Origin of the sequence: Bacillus thuringiensis, assembly GCF_022095615.2 — a bacterium.
Classification (GTDB): Bacteria; Bacillota; Bacilli; order Bacillales; family Bacillaceae_G; genus Bacillus_A; species Bacillus_A cereus_AG.
The window spans coordinates 1599767-1615165 of sequence record NZ_CP155559.1; the positions used below are offsets into that span (position 1 = coordinate 1599767).

Genomic DNA, 15399 nt, shown 5'->3' on the forward strand with positions numbered 1-15399 from the left:
GTTTGATGCTATGTGATAGGAGTCATATAAATGAATACGTCACCAATTATAGATATTTTTCAAACCTTTTTTTATAAAGGGGTTATGATTTTAATGCCGGTTGCCGGCGTAAGTATGATTGTCGTTATTATTATCGCTGTCATTATGGCGATGATGCAAATTCAAGAGCAAACGCTGACGTTTTTACCAAAAATGGCGAGTATCGTACTCGTTATTATCATTTTAGGTCCGTGGATGTTTCAAGAGTTAACGACGCTTATTTTAGATTTATTTGATAAAATCCCATCGCTATTGCGTTCGTACTAAGATAGGTGAACTGAAATGAATATGGAATTATGGGTGGCGACGTTTTTTGCGTTTTGCCGCATTACTTCATTTTTATATTTTTTACCGTTTTTCTCAGGGCGATCCATTCCAGCGATGGCGAAGGTTACAGTTGGACTTGCTCTTTCGATTACAGTTGCCGATCAAGTTGATGTCTCTCACATAAAGACAACTTGGGACGTTGCAGCTTATGCAGGTACGCAAATTGTAATTGGCTTATCACTTTCAAAAATTGTAGAAATGCTCTGGAATATTCCAAAAATGGCAGGACATATTTTAGACTTTGATATCGGTTTATCACAGGCGAGTTTGTTTGATGTAAATGCAGGTTCACAGTCTACTTTACTTTCAACCATTTTTGATATATTTTTTCTCATTATTTTTATTTCACTTGGAGGCATTAATTATTTCGTTGCCACGATTTTAAAGTCGTTTCAATATACAGAGGCGATTTCAAAATTGCTGACGACTAGTTTTTTAGATAGTCTACTCGCAACGTTATTATTTGCGATAACATCAGCGGTTGAAATTGCTCTTCCGCTTATGGGAAGTTTGTTCATCATTAACTTTGTTTTAATTTTAATCGCAAAAAACGCTCCGCAATTAAACGTTTTTATGAATGCGTATGTCATTAAAATCACATGTGGTATTTTGTTTATTGCGATGAGTGTACCGATGCTCGGTTATGTGTTTAAAAATATGACGGACGTATTGCTTGAGGAATATACGAAACTATTTAACTTTTTCTTAACGAAGTAGGGGGACGCGCATGGCAAAGGATAATAAAACAGAAAAGGCCACCCCGCAGAAGCGTAAGAAATCGCGTGAAGAAGGGAATATTGCCCGGAGTAAAGATTTAAATAATTTATTTTCCATACTAGTATTAGCAGTTGTTGTTTACTTTTTCGGAGATTGGCTCGGTTATGAGATTGCAAACTCTGTAGCAGTACTGTTTAATCAAATTGGAAAAAATACAGATTCAACACAGTATTTTTATTTAATGGGTATTTTATTACTAAAAGTATCAGCGCCGATATTAATACTCGTATACGCTTTTCATTTATTTAATTATATGATTCAAGTCGGTTTCTTATTTTCTTCTAAAGTCATTAAGCCGAAAGCGTCACGTATTAATCCAAAAAACTATTTTACGAGATTGTTTAGTCGGAAAAGTTTAGTAGATATTTTGAAATCACTATTTTATATGGGATTAATCGGTTACGTCGCTTACATTCTGTTTAAAAAGAATTTAGAGAAGATCGTGAGTATGATTGGATTTAACTGGACTGCGTCACTTACTGAAATTATTAGGCAAATTAAATTTATCTTTTTAGCTATTTTAATTATATTAATCGTTCTTTCTATTATTGACTTTATTTATCAAAAATGGGAGTACGAACAAGATATTAAGATGAAAAAAGAAGAAGTAAAAAGGGAGCATAAAGATAATGAAGGGGACCCGCAAGTAAAGGGGAAACGAAAAAACTTTATGCATGCGATCTTGCAAGGGACAATTGCGAAAAAGATGGATGGTGCAACGTTTATTGTAAACAACCCGACTCATATTTCGGTCGTACTTCGGTACAATAAACAGGTTGATGCAGCACCAATTGTCGTTGCAAAAGGGGAAGATGAGCTCGCATTATATATACGAACGCTTGCCCGTGAACAAGAAATACCAATGGTGGAAAACCGTCCGCTTGCTCGTTCTTTATATTATCAAGTCGAGGAAGATGAGACGATTCCAGAAGATTTATACGTAGCTGTAATTGAAGTTATGCGCTATTTAATTCAAACGAATGAACTTGAAGTATAATAGCGCGGTTGGAGGAGATCTCTTGTGTTTAAGATAGATTCTGCAAGAACCTATTTTTCTATCTTTTTAGCAGCGTCATTCGTAGTGGCGCTCTTAATTCCACTTCCACCATTTATACTTGATATCGTTATCGTTTTTTTACTAAGTATGTCAGTGCTTATTTATATGCGAGCAACAAGTATTAACGAGTGGGATGAATTAAAGTCATTTCCGACGATGTTGTTATTAATCGGGATTTTCCGCGTATCGATTAACGTATCGACGACGCGAGCGATTTTGACAGACGGAAATGCGGGGCATGTTATTGAAGAGTTCGGTCAGTTTGTAATTGGCGGGAACTTATTAATTGGTATCGTTATTTTCATAGTATTAATCATATTCCAGTTTATCGTTGCAAACGGTGCGTCACGTACAGCTGAAGTTGCAGCACGTTTTACACTTGATTCTTTACCCGGGAAACAAATGTCAATCGATGCGGATTTAAACCAGCGTATTATTACTGAAAAAGATGCACAGGCAAAACGAAAAAAATTAAATATGGAAACAGAGTTTTACGGGGCGATGGATGGTGCCGGGAAGTTCATTAAAGGGGACGTTATTTTCGGGATCGTCATTTTATTCGTAAACATTATTTTCGGTTTAATTGTCGGCATAATGCAGCAAGGAATGAGTTTTGCTGAAGCAGCTATTCACTATACACAGCTAACTGTCGGTGACGGAATCGTAAACCAAATCGGTTCGTTAATGCTTGCGATTTCAACAGGTATTATCGTAACGCGTGTATTTGATGGCTCAGCGGATACAGTAACAGAAGGAATATTTAAAGAGTTATTAGCACATGAAGTCGTTGTATATGCGCTTGGTGGTTTATTTATTGCGATGGGTATTTTCACGCCGCTACCATTTCTACCATTCGCACTCGTTGGTGGAACAATTATCTTCTTAGGAATTCGCAATAAAAACCGAATAAAGAAAGAAAAAGAAGACGAGCTTCAAAAAGAATTAGAAATGATTCAAGGCGAAGATGAGCAGCTGCAACAAGTGGAAGATTCATTCGGAGTATTTACAGATAAATATCCAATTATAGTAGAGCTCGGTTTAGATTTAGCAGCCCTTGTAAAGCAGAAGATTAACGGGGAAACAGCTCGTGATAAAGTTGTTCTTATGAGGAAGTCCATTATTACCGACCTTGGTATTAACGTTCCTGGCATTAACTTTAAAGATAATACGAGTTTTAGACCACGCGGACGTTACATTATTCGTATTAAAGGTGCGAAGGCAGCTGAAGGTGTTTTAAAATCAGGTTATTTATTAGCACTGAAAACACCGAATGTAATGGCAGATTTAGATGCAGAACCAGCGAAAGATCCAATTTTCGGTGAAGATGGATATTGGATTTTAGAGCATATGGTACAAGATGCACAAATGAAAGGCTATCAAGTATTAGAGCCGCTTAGCATATTAATTACACATTTAGATGTTGTCGTTAGACGCAATCTTCATGAGTTAATTCAGCGTCAACATGTAAAGGACTTAATTAACTCACTTGAAAATGATAACGGCGTTTTATTAGAAGAGATTAAGAAGAAAGAAATCGACTTATCACTCGTTCAAAATGTTATTAAACAATTGCTAAAAGAAGGTATTTCTATTCGTGATTTACCAACTATTATCGAAGGTATTATTGACGGAAAAGAAATTTATCAAAATCATGTAGACGGTGTAACGTCATTCGTCCGTGAATGTATTTCAAAAGTGATTTGTGAAAATGCGAAGAATCCTGACGGTAAAATATATGCGGCGCTCTTCTCCGATTCAATCGAGTTAGATGCAGACGTTGTGAACAATTCCTATCAAGGTTACTTATTAAACTGGGATTTAGATTTAGAAACACGTGTTGTTGAACAAGTACAACGCGTATTTAAACAAGCTCGTTTAATGGGAAGAGAACCAGTATTATTAACGCGTAGAAAAGATTTCAGGTTTGCGATTGTAAGACTTCTTGAGCGTTATCAAGTAGAAGCGCAAGTACTTTGTATTAGCGAATTAGCACCAGAAATTGTTGTAGATCAAATTGCCTATATTGAATAGTAGGGGGTGAAGTAATGGAAAGTACAGAAAAGAAAGAAGCGTTAATGCGAATAAAAGCAGCTTCGAAAAATGAATTGTATCGAAAGTTATTTGACCAATATGGTACAGATTATTATTACGTTGTCGATGAAAGTGTAAAACGAAATATCCCGTTTTTTTGGAAAAAGAATTATGAAATGTTAGTTGCTTTTCCAGAGGATAAACAGGAAGAAGAACAAGAAGTCACAACTCAATTTCATGAACAATTAATGGATGTTGTAAATGATCCTTCAGAACAAATTGTGAAGGCGAACGGAATTCAATCGGTACTGCACAATTTAGAAAACGTGACGACTCCTATGTCATACGCAGCGATGCAAACAGGAAATAGTGAAGAATGGGCAAGAAAGAAAGAAAAACTATTAAAGCTGTTTGAAAAAGGTATCGTCGTTGTGAAACAGACGGAAGAAACGAAAGTAACGAAAAAGCAAAAAGCTGTGAAAAAAGTTGTTCCGGTCAAGAAAGAAGAAGTGGTTGTAAAAAAAGAAAACCAAGAATCTGTACCGTTTATTATTCAAAAAGTAATTCGCATGCTAGAGCAAAACGATGTAGAACAATACTTCATTCATGCATATGCTGAGAAGTTAAAAGTGAAGTTTGAGAATGCAACGATGATTACAGAAGAAGAAGTGATCGGATACATATTGGAAGATATGAGATCCCATTTCAACACGGAAAACGTTTTTGAAAAAGAAGTGCAAACAATTGCATTAATCGGTCCAACTGGAGTTGGAAAAACGACGACACTTGCGAAAATGGCATGGCAGTTTCACGGTAAGAAAAAAACGGTTGGTTTTATTACGACAGACCATTCACGTATTGGGACAGTGCAGCAACTGCAAGATTACGTAAAAACAATGGGATTTGAAGTAATTGCTGTTCGTGATGAAGCTGCAATGACAAGAGCGCTTACGTATTTTAAAGAAGAAGCGCGCGTCGATTATATTTTAATTGATACAGCTGGGAAAAATTATCGTGCGTCAGAAACAGTAGAAGAAATGATTGAAACGATGGGACAAGTAGAGCCAGATTATATTTGTTTAACGTTATCAGCTTCGATGAAAAGTAAAGATATGATTGAAATCATTACGAACTTTAAAGATATTCATATTGATGGTATCGTATTTACGAAATTTGATGAAACAGCTAGTAGTGGTGAATTGTTGAAAATTCCAGCAGTATCATCAGCTCCAATTGTATTAATGACAGACGGACAAGACGTGAAGCAACATATACATATCGCTACAGCTGAACATTTAGCGAAACAAATGTTGCAAACATCATAGAAAAGAGGTGAAGGATAAGGCAACTGCCTTATTCAAACGAGTATGAACGGTCTTTATATAGGTTCTATGGGTATGATGAATTACATGCAGCGTATTAATGTTCATTCGAATAACGTTGCAAATGCTCAAACGACAGGATTTAAAGCAGAAAATATGACTTCTAAAGTATTTGATGTACAAGACACATATCGCCGCGGAGATGGGGCTGTGACAAATATCGGTTCGGTCGATTACGCTGTAGTTCCAGCCGCAACACATGTGAACTTAGTACAAGGAAATATACAAATGACAAATAGTGCTACAGATTTCTTTTTAGATGACGGTACGTCTGGCGCAGCTTCGTTTTTCGTTACATCTAAAAATAATGAAACGTTTTTAACGAGAGACGGTAGTTTTACATTAAATAGTGATCGTTATCTGCAAACAACTTCAGGTGCTTTCGTAATGGGTGAGAATAATGAACGTATTCGTATTCCAGAAGGAGCAAAGGTAGCTGTACAAGCAGACGGTACGTTATATGATGCGGTGACGCAAAATAATATTGCTCGCCTGCAAACAAAAACAGTAGGTGCAGAAGCGAATAATCGTCTCGTACAAAGAGAGAACAAAAGCTTTACTCTAGCAGAAGGAAACATTGCTGATTTACCGAACGGGGTAGGGACAGTAAAAAATTATATGCTAGAAAATTCAAATGTAGATATGACGAAAGAGATGGCTGATCTTATGACAGATCAAAAAATGATTTCAGCATCACAACGCGTTATGACTTCATTTGATAAAATTTATGAAAAAGAAGCGAATGAAATATTGAGATAGGAGACTCCCGCTAGTGGGAGTCTTTTTTATTATTGCTTTTATTGCAGTTACAGCATAAAATGATATTGATAATCATTATCATTTTATGCACTTCTATAGGAATGGAATTTCATAATGACAGTAACATTTATTTAACTAAGTGAATTAAAAACAAGGGGATGGTGTGTATATGTCTATAAAAAAACAACTTTGCATTGGGTTATGTTTAATTTCTAGAAAGAAAGAGCAAGAAAGTGAGTTTAATTCGGGAATTGAAGAGCAAGTAGAGTTAGCGAAACAGGCAGAAAAGGCTAAGTTAGATTTTGTTTTTAAAGCAGATTATTTAGTGGCGCACCCGGATTTAATTGCTCGTAATAAAGGGAATGTCATTTTAGATCCGACGTTATTGTTTACTGCTATTGCTTATGCAACAGAAAAAATTGGAGTCGTTACGACTGCGTCAACTTCGTTTTACCCACCATATATATTAGCGAGGCAATTACAATCTTTACACTGGATTAGTAATGGCCGAGTTGGTTGGAATATTGTCACATCCATTGATGGGGCTGAAAATTTTGGTGAGGAAGGGATGCCATCATCTGAGGAACGATACGCGAAAGCGGCAGAGTGTACAGCGTTAGTAAGAAATCTTTGGGGAAGTCATCCTAATGAAGTATTGAAAGTAGATAACCCTGATGTGATTAGAAAGATGGTAAAGCCTATCGAGCATAATGGTAAATACTTTAAGGTGAAAGGTCCACTTAATATTCCGCAGCACATTTCAGGAGAAATGCCATTATTTCAAGCAGGTGCTTCAGAGTCAGGCCGGAATTTCGCTGCTTCTGTTGCGGATGCAATTTTTGCTGCAACGCCAGATGTAGAGTCAGGGATGGAACTGCGCCAAGATTTAAGAAGAAGAGCAAAACAGCATGGCCGAAAGCAAGATGATATACGTGTATTGCCTGGATTATATTTCTTTATAGGTGATACATATGAAGAAGCATTAGAAATGCATAGGCTAGCTCATCAACATCTTACAAAAGAGAAGAGATATGCGTTACTTGAAATGGTTCTCGGATTAAATGCTAGAGGGATTCCACTAGAAAGTAAGATTACGGAAGAGATGCTGCCAAGTCAGGATCAAACTGTTCGCAGTAAAACACATGCCGAATTATTACGGAACTTCATCATTAAAAATGAACCAACCCTTGAACAAATACTAGAACGACCAGAAGTTGTTGGCTCCGCTCATTGGGTTGCGGTTGGTATAGCACAAGACGTTGCGAAGCAAATTATGGATAGGTTTGAGGCAGGAGCGTTAGATGGATTTATTGCTATTCCAGGAGGACCTCCAAAGTCATTGGATCTATTCTTAAGTAGGGTCATTCCTTTATTTGTGAAGGCCGGTGTATTTAGGGAAGAGTATACAGGTTCTACTTTACGGGAGCATTTAGAGGGACATACCTCAAAAACATTGCAGTTAAAATAACAGGAGTGTTACGTGCAAAAAGCCTTTCATAAGAAGGCTTTTTATTTTTTGAATAAAATTTCAGAATTATCAATTGACTTTATAGGTCTGTTTTTTTATATTAGTAGGTATACTAATAACTACTAACATACATGCATCGTTTTGAAATGAGAGTTATATAGATTGTGAGGGGTACTGATGGATGAAATTATAAAGGAATTACAAAAGTTAGGTTTTTCCCAGTACGAATGTAAAGCGTATATTGGACTATTAAAACATTCTCCAGTAACAGGGTATGAAGTGAGTAAACAGACAGGAGTACCTCGTTCTATGATTTATGAAGTGCTCGGTAAATTGATGGATAAAGGAGCGGTGCATATCGTTCCGTCAGAACCGGTGAAATATGTACCGGTACCAGCTACCGAATTAATGAATCGAATGCGAAAAGATTTTGAGAAGTCCTTTGAATTTTTAGATGAGAAATTAAATTGTTTAGAACAAGAGCGACAAATAGATGTAATTTCGCATATTCGCTCAAATGATCGTGTTTTAAAAGAAATATGCAATATAATTAGTAGAGCGAAGGAAGAGCTATGGATTTCTGTATGGGAAGATCAAGTGCATGAAATTGAGCCATATATTCATCAAAAGGAAGAGGAAGGCGTACATATATTTTCAATCTTATTCGGTGCTCCGGATACAACAATAGGCGCGACATTTCACCATAATTATATGACGCCCCACGTTGTTGAAAAGAGAATGGGTGGTCATTTAACTGTTATCGCGCGTGATGGAGAGGAAGTATTAATTGCGAACTTCTCAAATGATAGTACTTCATGGGCGGTTACAACGTATGACCCAGCTTTAGTTCTCGTTGCTACAGAGTATGTGCGACACGATATTATGGTTGAAGAAATCACGAAGGAATTTGGTGCGGATAAGTTAGATACGTTATGGCGTGAAAATATAGATTTAGTTCATGTCGTAACAGGAAAACGAACTTTAGAAGGAATGGAGGATGACACGGATGAGTAAAGCTCAGGCACATGTAGCTTTGCAGAGCGAGGATACATTTCAGCAAGGAGTAAAAGATTGCTTACCAACTGTATTTGGATATTTGAGCATCGGTATAGCAGCTGGTGTTATTGCAAAAACAGCAGGTTTTTCCATCATTGAAATTGCGTTTATGTCCACTTTAATTTATGCAGGTTCTGCCCAATTTATATTAGCTGGTATGTATGCAGCTGGTGCACCTGCTTCTGCAATTATTTTCACCGTATTTTTTGTTAATTTACGCCATTTATTAATGAGTGCAGCGCTTGCGCCGTATTTTACGAAAATTCCTCTATTTAAAAACTTAATCATCGGTTCGCAAATTACGGATGAAACTTTCGGCGTTGCAGTTCAGCATGCAGCGCAAAAAGGATATTTAGGTGAAAGATGGATGATCGGGCTTAACGTAACAGCGTATTTAAATTGGATTCTTGCTACCATTATTGGCGGTCTATTTGGTGAATGGATACCAGACCCGCATACGTACGGGATGGATTATGCATTACCAGCGATGTTTATCGGATTATTTGTACTTCAGCTCATAAGTAGTAAACCGAAACTAGCAATTCACCTTACTGTTGCAATTGTAGCGATTATGATTGCATACGTTTCACACTTATTTATGCCTGATAGTATAGCGGTTATTATTGCAACACTATTAGCTGCGACGATTGGAGTGGTGATTGAAAAATGGAAATGAGATTAGACGTATTATTACTTTTATTAGCAGCAGGAGCTGTCACACTTGTGCCACGTATTTTACCTCTACTCGTATTTAGCAAACTACAAATTCCAGACTGGGGTTTAAAATGGTTAAATTACATACCAATTGCAATATTAGCAGCACTTTTAGCACAAGTTTTATTTATGCATGAGACGATGCAGTGGGATTACCTTATTGCAGCAATTCCAACATTTCTTGTTGCCATATATACTCGTAGTTTATTAGGTACAGTATTAACGGGAGTGATTGTGATTATTTTGTTACGTTTCTTTTTCTAAAAAGGATTACGCTCATATAATAGCGAAAGGTGTAATAACATGAAAAATATAGGGGTGGTGTTATGATACTTTTAACGATAGGAGCAATTTTGTTAACGTTGTTTATTTTCTTTATTATCGGTTTTATTGTATTTATGATGTTTGTTGATAAGGCGACGCCTCAAATATATTACACACCTTGTGAATCAGTGACAGTGAAATCTAAAGGTAAACATAGAAGGAAGAAAAGTTGAAAGTTGGCTTTTCTTCCTTTTTTTACTATTTAGATGGTTATTGCTTATGCTTTATATTTAATAATTCTATGTATGATACAATATAAAAAGATTGAGAGATGTTCCAAAGATAGCTGAGTAACTATTTTTAGAATATCCATTTTTGTCCGCGCTTCATATATACTTGTGTTTGTATTAATTTTAAAGAACAAATTATATAGACCGGTCGTTTGTTTCATAAATATATCTTAAAAAGGAATTCAATTTAATATCAAATTTGTGTATAAATGCTCTATACACAAGGGTAAAACCTTTTGATATACCGTACCCTAAAATGACACCCATACAATTAAATATTACATCGTTTATATCGACATATCGAAAAGTGAATCCGGCATAAAGTGCTGATAAAAGTTGTAAAGTTTCTAATAAGAATCCTAATACAATTCCTAATAAAACAACCTGTTTGAAATTCGTCTTTTTTATATAAGGAAAACCAAAGCCAAAAGGAATTGTTAGTAGTATATTAAGTATTGATGTTGTTATAGCAAAATGTTCCGTGTTAAATGGTATAAAATTAGCATCTCTCCATACATTTTGTCCAATGTCTTTTTTCATATTTTCATCTATAATAATTGGGAATTGGGTATAATTAAATACTACACAAAGGTACAAATAAAATATTGAAAAAAATAGTAAGTACATGTTTCTCTTTTTTAGGTGTAATTTAAAAAAGAGAAGTAAAAATAACAATATAATAAACGCTCCAATAAGAATAAAACCATCAAAGTCAATTAGCATGTGTAAAACCCTCATATTTTCATAGTTTAGTAGTGATACTTTAATTAGTTATTTTTCCATTCCCTCGTACATTTTGTCCCTCGTCATTTGTTTTCCAAATAAATAAGTAGTATTCACTTGAATTTGTATCAACATTATATGCACCAGAGAAAGATTTATTTATGCCGCCATTAACTGTTCCATAACTAGGGTCAGAACCCCATGCAGATCTATACAGAGTATATTTTACATCGTAAGGCCCCACAGCTCCTCCGTCAGTAGAATATACATATGCACTCCCATTGATATATACACTACCTTTAGAAAGGGTGTGAAACTGTTTGTTTTTACTACCATCTACCACTCGATAGTCCATTTTAAAACTGTAACTACTAGATGCTGCTAATGTTGGTATAGCGAAACATGTTAGTAAGGTTAAAGCAGTAATAATAGAAAAAATTTTTGTTTTCATGTGTTCCTCCTTGTTATTTTATTATTGAGAGGGATTCTCAATAAAGAGGGTAATCTATTTAATTGAACACGTAAATAATAAAGTATAAAGATTAATAATTTTTTACATTGGTTTTACGATCATTAAGAAAATGCCATATAGTTTCAATTTGTTTAAAAGAAGGGAGTTCAATTGTTAAAAAAAATTTGTGAATGGATTAAGATTGTGTATGATTATACGACTTCAAAAGTACATTGAGGAGAATGCAGTAGCTGAGCAATTTTTTAGTACTATGAATTTCTAACTTTAAAAGAAAATGAAATGGTTTTAAGAAGAGAGTGTTAAATAGATGATATATAATAACCACATAAAAATTAGGGGGAAATTAAAAGACCTGAACTTGATATTATACCAAGTTCAGGTCAAAGCTGCTAATGAAAGAAAGTAATAAGGTCTTTACTCCCATTTCATAGCTACATCCCCGAAAGAACTAACAACAATAACCCAAATAGAAAACTAATACAGGAAAGAAAACCGATACATATTGCGAACACACGATTATTTCTCCATTCGTGCCAGAAAACGATACATCCTAAAATACAAAGGAAAAACCAAATGGGCAAGAATATGAACTAGCTAACTTTCTCAGGAAGTAACGTATAAAAAGTTGTTACATATAAAATCCAATTTGTAAAAAATAAAATGCAAACGATAATAGATTGTAAGTGGGGGCGTTTGAAAAACTCCCCTTTTCTTACGGTTATAATAATGATAGTTAGTACGGAGAAAAAGGCAATGAATAGGAAAATAAGTAAGAGTAATGTAAGAGTCATTTAAATCTCCTTTATAAGAGTGCTTTTTACAAGAAACGAATCTATTAAATTGTATGCTTGTTTTGTAGAGTGCCCGTTATATTTTTCAGTGTACGGATTTAGAAATCCATGTTCACCGTGTAGTTGTTGTATTTCTAATAAAGGATTCTTTTGTTGCTGTAATGTTTGAATGAAAGAGGATACTGAAAAACTAGATTCTTTTTCAGGGAAAATAAGTAAGGTAGCACAAGTTGGTTTCATATGAACATAGTCGCGTATACGAGAACCGTAACATCCGATAATAAAATCTATTTTCGGATTGTTACTACATAGCCATGAGATGGTAGCGCCAACACTAAAGCCAATAAGTCCAATGTGTGTGTAACTACTAGAGAGATGAGTAATGAATTCGTCAATTTGCTTTTTTCCATTCTCAAATCCAATATGATTCATAAAAAAATGATATGCTTTTTCTTCATCACTATAATGAAATGTATGTTGCGATTGTAGAAGATTAGGACAGAATACATCTATATGAGATGAAGTGAAGTGGTGGGTAACGTGCTGCATATGGTCGTTCACACCATAGATTTCATGAACAGCAATGAGAGCTAATTTTTTCTTCATCGTTACAATGTGCCTCTATGAAACTTAAATTCTTTCTCTACAAGGCAAATACGAAGATGAAAGTTTTCATACCATTGCTCACGTCCTCTTTTTTTCGCTTCTTTATGTAAGGCGTTTTGTTTCCAATTTTCAATTGCCTCAAGTGATTCCCAATAAGAAATTGTGATACCGAGTCCCGAATGCTCTCGTGCACTTTCTACACCTAGAAATCCAGGTTGCTGCTTTGCAAGTTCCTCCATTTTGTCAGAGGCGGTACTATAATCTGTTGTATCATTTGATAAATTAGAAGTGAATATAACTGCATAATATTGGCTCGTTTTTTGTGGAGCATTTTCCATATGAGTTCCCCCTTTTATACATATTTTAGCATATGAAAAAAGAAAAGAAGCCATATGCTTCTTTTCTTTTTTTACGCTGTGAATTTTAATCCAGCATATATTTTACGACCCTTTTTTTGAATCCAACATACTTTCGCTTTTTTCTTTTGAATATGACGCTCATTCATTGTTATCTGTATAATTTGGTCAATCGCGAGTGGGGTGTTCGTTTGTATTTGGCACCCACCTGTACTATAGTCGATAATGGTCGCTTCAATCGGCATCCCATTCATATGCAATGTTCCAGGAGACATCAGTTGTTCACGTATATGTTGCCTGCGAAATTGTCTTGGTGATTTCTTTGTGTTTTTTATGAACGATGCAATTGCTAGTGTAAGAAATGCTTTATCGTATACCTTTTCCACCCGGTCATTAACAGGTTTACTAAATAGATGAAGAATGAGTTTACAATATTGCTCATGGGATACATCATGAAACGATACCCCAATTTGTACTGAATTTACTTGTCTTCGGATCCATTTTTTTGTACTATGAATCTTTTCTACCTCTCCAAAAGATAATGTATAGGAAGATAGACTTGATAAAGTTTCAAACGGAATGGATGAATCTACTTCAAAACGTGCACCAGTTTCACTAATATCAAGGACGTGGCAAGAAATCGTCATATCTTCGGTTTGTAAAGTACCTGGTAAATTTACTACGAAACGTTCAGAGTTTCGGAAACGTGGTCTTTCAAATGCTACAAATAATGAAGTGATAATAGCTATTCCGTTGTAAAGTACCCAGAAAATATTAATATATAAACTTTCTCTTTCAATATGATATTGTGCAGGGTATAAGAGCATAAGTGTTGCCCGAATAAGTGCAATAATTGTTAATATTAGTAGCACGAGATGAGGGACACTTGCAATCCATAAAAAATGCCTCGTGTTATTTTGGACGCCTTTTCTCGTTACATGAAATTGAAACTTTTTCCGTAAGAACGTTTCAGATAAAATAGCAAATCCCATATAAGGTGCCATAGCTACTTCGTATACGTGACTCCACGTAGTCGTTCGTTTTTTATTCGAAACAGCTTTGAAAATAAGCTGTGACGTTAAAAAGGCAGGAGCCCAAAACATAAATAATTGCATAAAATTAATTTCTAAACTATAAATATCGAATACTAAAAATAATAGTGGTGCTAGTAAAAATATCATTTTATAAACGCCGAAAAACCAATAGTGGATTCCATCTGCATATAAAAGACGCTGCATAAAAGATAATCCTTTTAAAGTGAAAGGATTCCATTTTTTTACGACTTGAATATTCCCTCGACACCAGCGATCACGTTGTTTTAATAAATCGCTAAACGTTTCTGGGGATAATCCAACAGCGAGTGTTTCATTGACAAATACAGTTTCCCATTTGTTCGCTTGTAGTAGCATACCAGTTGCCATATCTTCAGTAATAACTCCAGTTGCAAATCCTCCAATTTCTTCAAGAGCAGTACGGCGAAATAGAGCGTTACTACCAACATACATCGTAGCGTTAAATCGATCTTTTCCTTCCTCTAATTGACGCATAAAGAAATCTTGTTCATTGGCGATGTTATCTTCAAAAAATAAATTATATTGGAATGGATCAGCATTATAAAACACTTGTGGTGCTTGAACAAATACAACATTATTTTTAGAAAAATAGCCAATCGTTCGCTCTAAAAAGTTGGCCCTTGGGACCATATCAGCATCCATTGTAACGATAATATCACCTGTCGAATGGGTCATGGCATGATTTAAGTTTCCTGCTTTTGCATGACTATTTTCAGTACGAGTAATATAGTGAACAGAAAATTCACTAGCAAGATGTTTCACACTTTCCCGTCGACCATCATCACAAATGTAAATATTAAGCAGCTCTTTCGGATAAGTAATCATTGTACAACCAGCGACAGTTCGTTTTAATAAATCAAGTGGCTCATTGTAAGTTGCGATAAAAATATCGACAGTAGGTAATGTTTCGAAAGTAGATAATGGTATTTCTTTTCGTTTATACGGTTTCCATGAAACGATGCTAAAAATGATAGATTGCAAGTAACCAGCCCATTCTGTAATTAACAATACAATACCCGCAATAATACTTATGAGATTAATAGTTGGTAGTGAATAAAATGTTCGCCAAATAAGGTAAATAGCATTACTAACGAGAAATAGAATAATGAGCAATTTCTTTGACCATAAATATTTGTGGGCGAGAGCATAAGTAATAATGATTATGAAAAAAATAATACCTAAACCTTCGTATATAGAAAGGTTCATAAAATTCC

At 35.2% G+C, this 15399-nt stretch carries 16 protein-coding genes and 1 pseudogene; 11 read left to right on the forward strand and 6 right to left on the reverse strand.

Features of this window, described 5'->3' with window-relative positions:
* Positions 1 to 30 precede the first annotated feature (30 nt).
* The 11 genes from KZZ19_RS08330 to KZZ19_RS08380 all read left to right on the forward strand — a co-directional run bounded on the left by KZZ19_RS08330 (position 31) and on the right by KZZ19_RS08380 (position 10107).
* Positions 31 to 306 carry a flagellar biosynthetic protein FliQ gene (locus KZZ19_RS08330; RefSeq protein WP_001098085.1) on the forward strand — a complete coding sequence of 92 codons (276 nt, stop codon included), beginning with the start codon at positions 31 to 33 and terminating at the stop codon, positions 304 to 306.
* Between the two features lie 15 nt (positions 307 to 321).
* Positions 322 to 1083, forward strand: a complete 762-nt coding sequence (locus KZZ19_RS08335) for a flagellar biosynthetic protein FliR (RefSeq protein WP_097817756.1) — start codon at positions 322 to 324, stop codon at positions 1081 to 1083.
* Between the two features lie 10 nt (positions 1084 to 1093).
* Positions 1094 to 2140, forward strand: coding sequence for a flagellar type III secretion system protein FlhB (flhB, locus tag KZZ19_RS08340; RefSeq protein WP_097817755.1), 1047 nt, complete (start codon positions 1094 to 1096; stop codon positions 2138 to 2140).
* 24 nt (positions 2141 to 2164) lie between these two features.
* The gene (flhA, locus tag KZZ19_RS08345) at positions 2165 to 4231 is read left to right on the forward strand and encodes a flagellar biosynthesis protein FlhA (protein WP_097817754.1); all 2067 of its coding nucleotides are present in this window, start codon (positions 2165 to 2167) and stop codon (positions 4229 to 4231) included.
* A gap of 14 nt (positions 4232 to 4245) precedes the next feature.
* A complete protein-coding gene (gene flhF / locus KZZ19_RS08350; RefSeq protein ID WP_097817753.1) occupies positions 4246 to 5556 on the forward strand; it encodes a flagellar biosynthesis protein FlhF in 1311 nt (436 codons plus the stop codon).
* Positions 5557 to 5598: 42 nt separating this feature from the next.
* On the forward strand, positions 5599 to 6372 hold the full coding sequence (locus tag KZZ19_RS08355; protein ID WP_226545483.1) for a flagellar basal-body rod protein FlgG: 774 nt from the start codon (positions 5599 to 5601) through the stop codon (positions 6370 to 6372).
* Positions 6373 to 6541: 169 nt separating this feature from the next.
* Entirely contained in the window at positions 6542 to 7840 is a 1299-nt protein-coding gene (locus KZZ19_RS08360) for an NtaA/DmoA family FMN-dependent monooxygenase (RefSeq protein WP_226545482.1), read from the forward strand.
* Positions 7841 to 8017: 177 nt separating this feature from the next.
* Positions 8018 to 8854 carry a TrmB family transcriptional regulator gene (locus KZZ19_RS08365; RefSeq protein ID WP_237982376.1) on the forward strand — a complete coding sequence of 279 codons (837 nt, stop codon included), beginning with the start codon at positions 8018 to 8020 and terminating at the stop codon, positions 8852 to 8854.
* On the forward strand, positions 8847 to 9572 hold the full coding sequence (locus tag KZZ19_RS08370; protein WP_088095879.1) for an AzlC family ABC transporter permease: 726 nt from the start codon (positions 8847 to 8849) through the stop codon (positions 9570 to 9572). The genes KZZ19_RS08365 and KZZ19_RS08370 overlap by 8 nt, the downstream gene beginning before the upstream one ends.
* Positions 9563 to 9874, forward strand: coding sequence for an AzlD domain-containing protein (locus tag KZZ19_RS08375; RefSeq protein ID WP_000425942.1), 312 nt, complete (start codon positions 9563 to 9565; stop codon positions 9872 to 9874). The genes KZZ19_RS08370 and KZZ19_RS08375 overlap by 10 nt, the downstream gene beginning before the upstream one ends.
* A gap of 62 nt (positions 9875 to 9936) precedes the next feature.
* Entirely contained in the window at positions 9937 to 10107 is a 171-nt protein-coding gene (locus KZZ19_RS08380) for a DUF3951 domain-containing protein (protein ID WP_088095880.1), read from the forward strand.
* 192 nt (positions 10108 to 10299) lie between these two features.
* Here KZZ19_RS08380 and KZZ19_RS08385 read toward each other — a convergent pair whose 3' ends face one another.
* The 6 genes and pseudogenes from KZZ19_RS08385 to KZZ19_RS08410 form a co-directional block, all read right to left on the reverse strand.
* On the reverse strand, positions 10300 to 10887 hold the full coding sequence (locus KZZ19_RS08385) for a VanZ family protein (protein ID WP_226545480.1): 588 nt from the start codon (positions 10885 to 10887) through the stop codon (positions 10300 to 10302).
* A gap of 40 nt (positions 10888 to 10927) precedes the next feature.
* Complete coding sequence (locus KZZ19_RS08390; protein WP_237982377.1) at positions 10928 to 11338, reverse strand: hypothetical protein; 411 nt, start codon at positions 11336 to 11338, stop codon at positions 10928 to 10930.
* A gap of 452 nt (positions 11339 to 11790) precedes the next feature.
* Positions 11791 to 12150 (reverse strand): annotated as a pseudogene (locus KZZ19_RS08395) (hypothetical protein).
* A complete protein-coding gene (locus tag KZZ19_RS08400; protein ID WP_237982378.1) occupies positions 12151 to 12756 on the reverse strand; it encodes a dienelactone hydrolase family protein in 606 nt (201 codons plus the stop codon).
* Positions 12757 to 12758: 2 nt separating this feature from the next.
* Complete coding sequence (locus tag KZZ19_RS08405; protein WP_237982379.1) at positions 12759 to 13094, reverse strand: antibiotic biosynthesis monooxygenase family protein; 336 nt, start codon at positions 13092 to 13094, stop codon at positions 12759 to 12761.
* A 71-nt stretch (positions 13095 to 13165) separates the two neighbouring features.
* A complete protein-coding gene (locus KZZ19_RS08410; protein WP_237982380.1) occupies positions 13166 to 15391 on the reverse strand; it encodes a glycosyltransferase in 2226 nt (741 codons plus the stop codon).
* Positions 15392 to 15399: the final 8 nt, after the last annotated feature.

Bases quoted from the DNA above. Each gene is read 5' to 3' on its own strand.
- KZZ19_RS08410 (WP_237982380.1), bottom strand. From the start codon at position 15,391: ATGAACCTTTCTATATACGAAGGTTTAGGTATTATTTTTTTCATAATC.
- flhF (WP_097817753.1), top strand. From the start codon at position 4,246: ATGGAAAGTACAGAAAAGAAAGAAGCGTTAATGCGAATAAAAGCAGCT.
- flhB (WP_097817755.1), top strand. From the start codon at position 1,094: ATGGCAAAGGATAATAAAACAGAAAAGGCCACCCCGCAGAAGCGTAAG.
- KZZ19_RS08365 (WP_237982376.1), top strand. From the start codon at position 8,018: ATGGATGAAATTATAAAGGAATTACAAAAGTTAGGTTTTTCCCAGTAC.
- KZZ19_RS08390 (WP_237982377.1), bottom strand. From the start codon at position 11,338: ATGAAAACAAAAATTTTTTCTATTATTACTGCTTTAACCTTACTAACA.
- KZZ19_RS08385 (WP_226545480.1), bottom strand. From the start codon at position 10,887: ATGCTAATTGACTTTGATGGTTTTATTCTTATTGGAGCGTTTATTATA.
- KZZ19_RS08405 (WP_237982379.1), bottom strand. From the start codon at position 13,094: ATGGAAAATGCTCCACAAAAAACGAGCCAATATTATGCAGTTATATTC.
- KZZ19_RS08400 (WP_237982378.1), bottom strand. From the start codon at position 12,756: ATGAAGAAAAAATTAGCTCTCATTGCTGTTCATGAAATCTATGGTGTG.
- KZZ19_RS08330 (WP_001098085.1), top strand. From the start codon at position 31: ATGAATACGTCACCAATTATAGATATTTTTCAAACCTTTTTTTATAAA.
- KZZ19_RS08370 (WP_088095879.1), top strand. From the start codon at position 8,847: ATGAGTAAAGCTCAGGCACATGTAGCTTTGCAGAGCGAGGATACATTT.
- KZZ19_RS08380 (WP_088095880.1), top strand. From the start codon at position 9,937: ATGATACTTTTAACGATAGGAGCAATTTTGTTAACGTTGTTTATTTTC.
- KZZ19_RS08335 (WP_097817756.1), top strand. From the start codon at position 322: ATGAATATGGAATTATGGGTGGCGACGTTTTTTGCGTTTTGCCGCATT.
- KZZ19_RS08375 (WP_000425942.1), top strand. From the start codon at position 9,563: ATGGAAATGAGATTAGACGTATTATTACTTTTATTAGCAGCAGGAGCT.
- KZZ19_RS08355 (WP_226545483.1), top strand. From the start codon at position 5,599: ATGAACGGTCTTTATATAGGTTCTATGGGTATGATGAATTACATGCAG.
- KZZ19_RS08360 (WP_226545482.1), top strand. From the start codon at position 6,542: ATGTCTATAAAAAAACAACTTTGCATTGGGTTATGTTTAATTTCTAGA.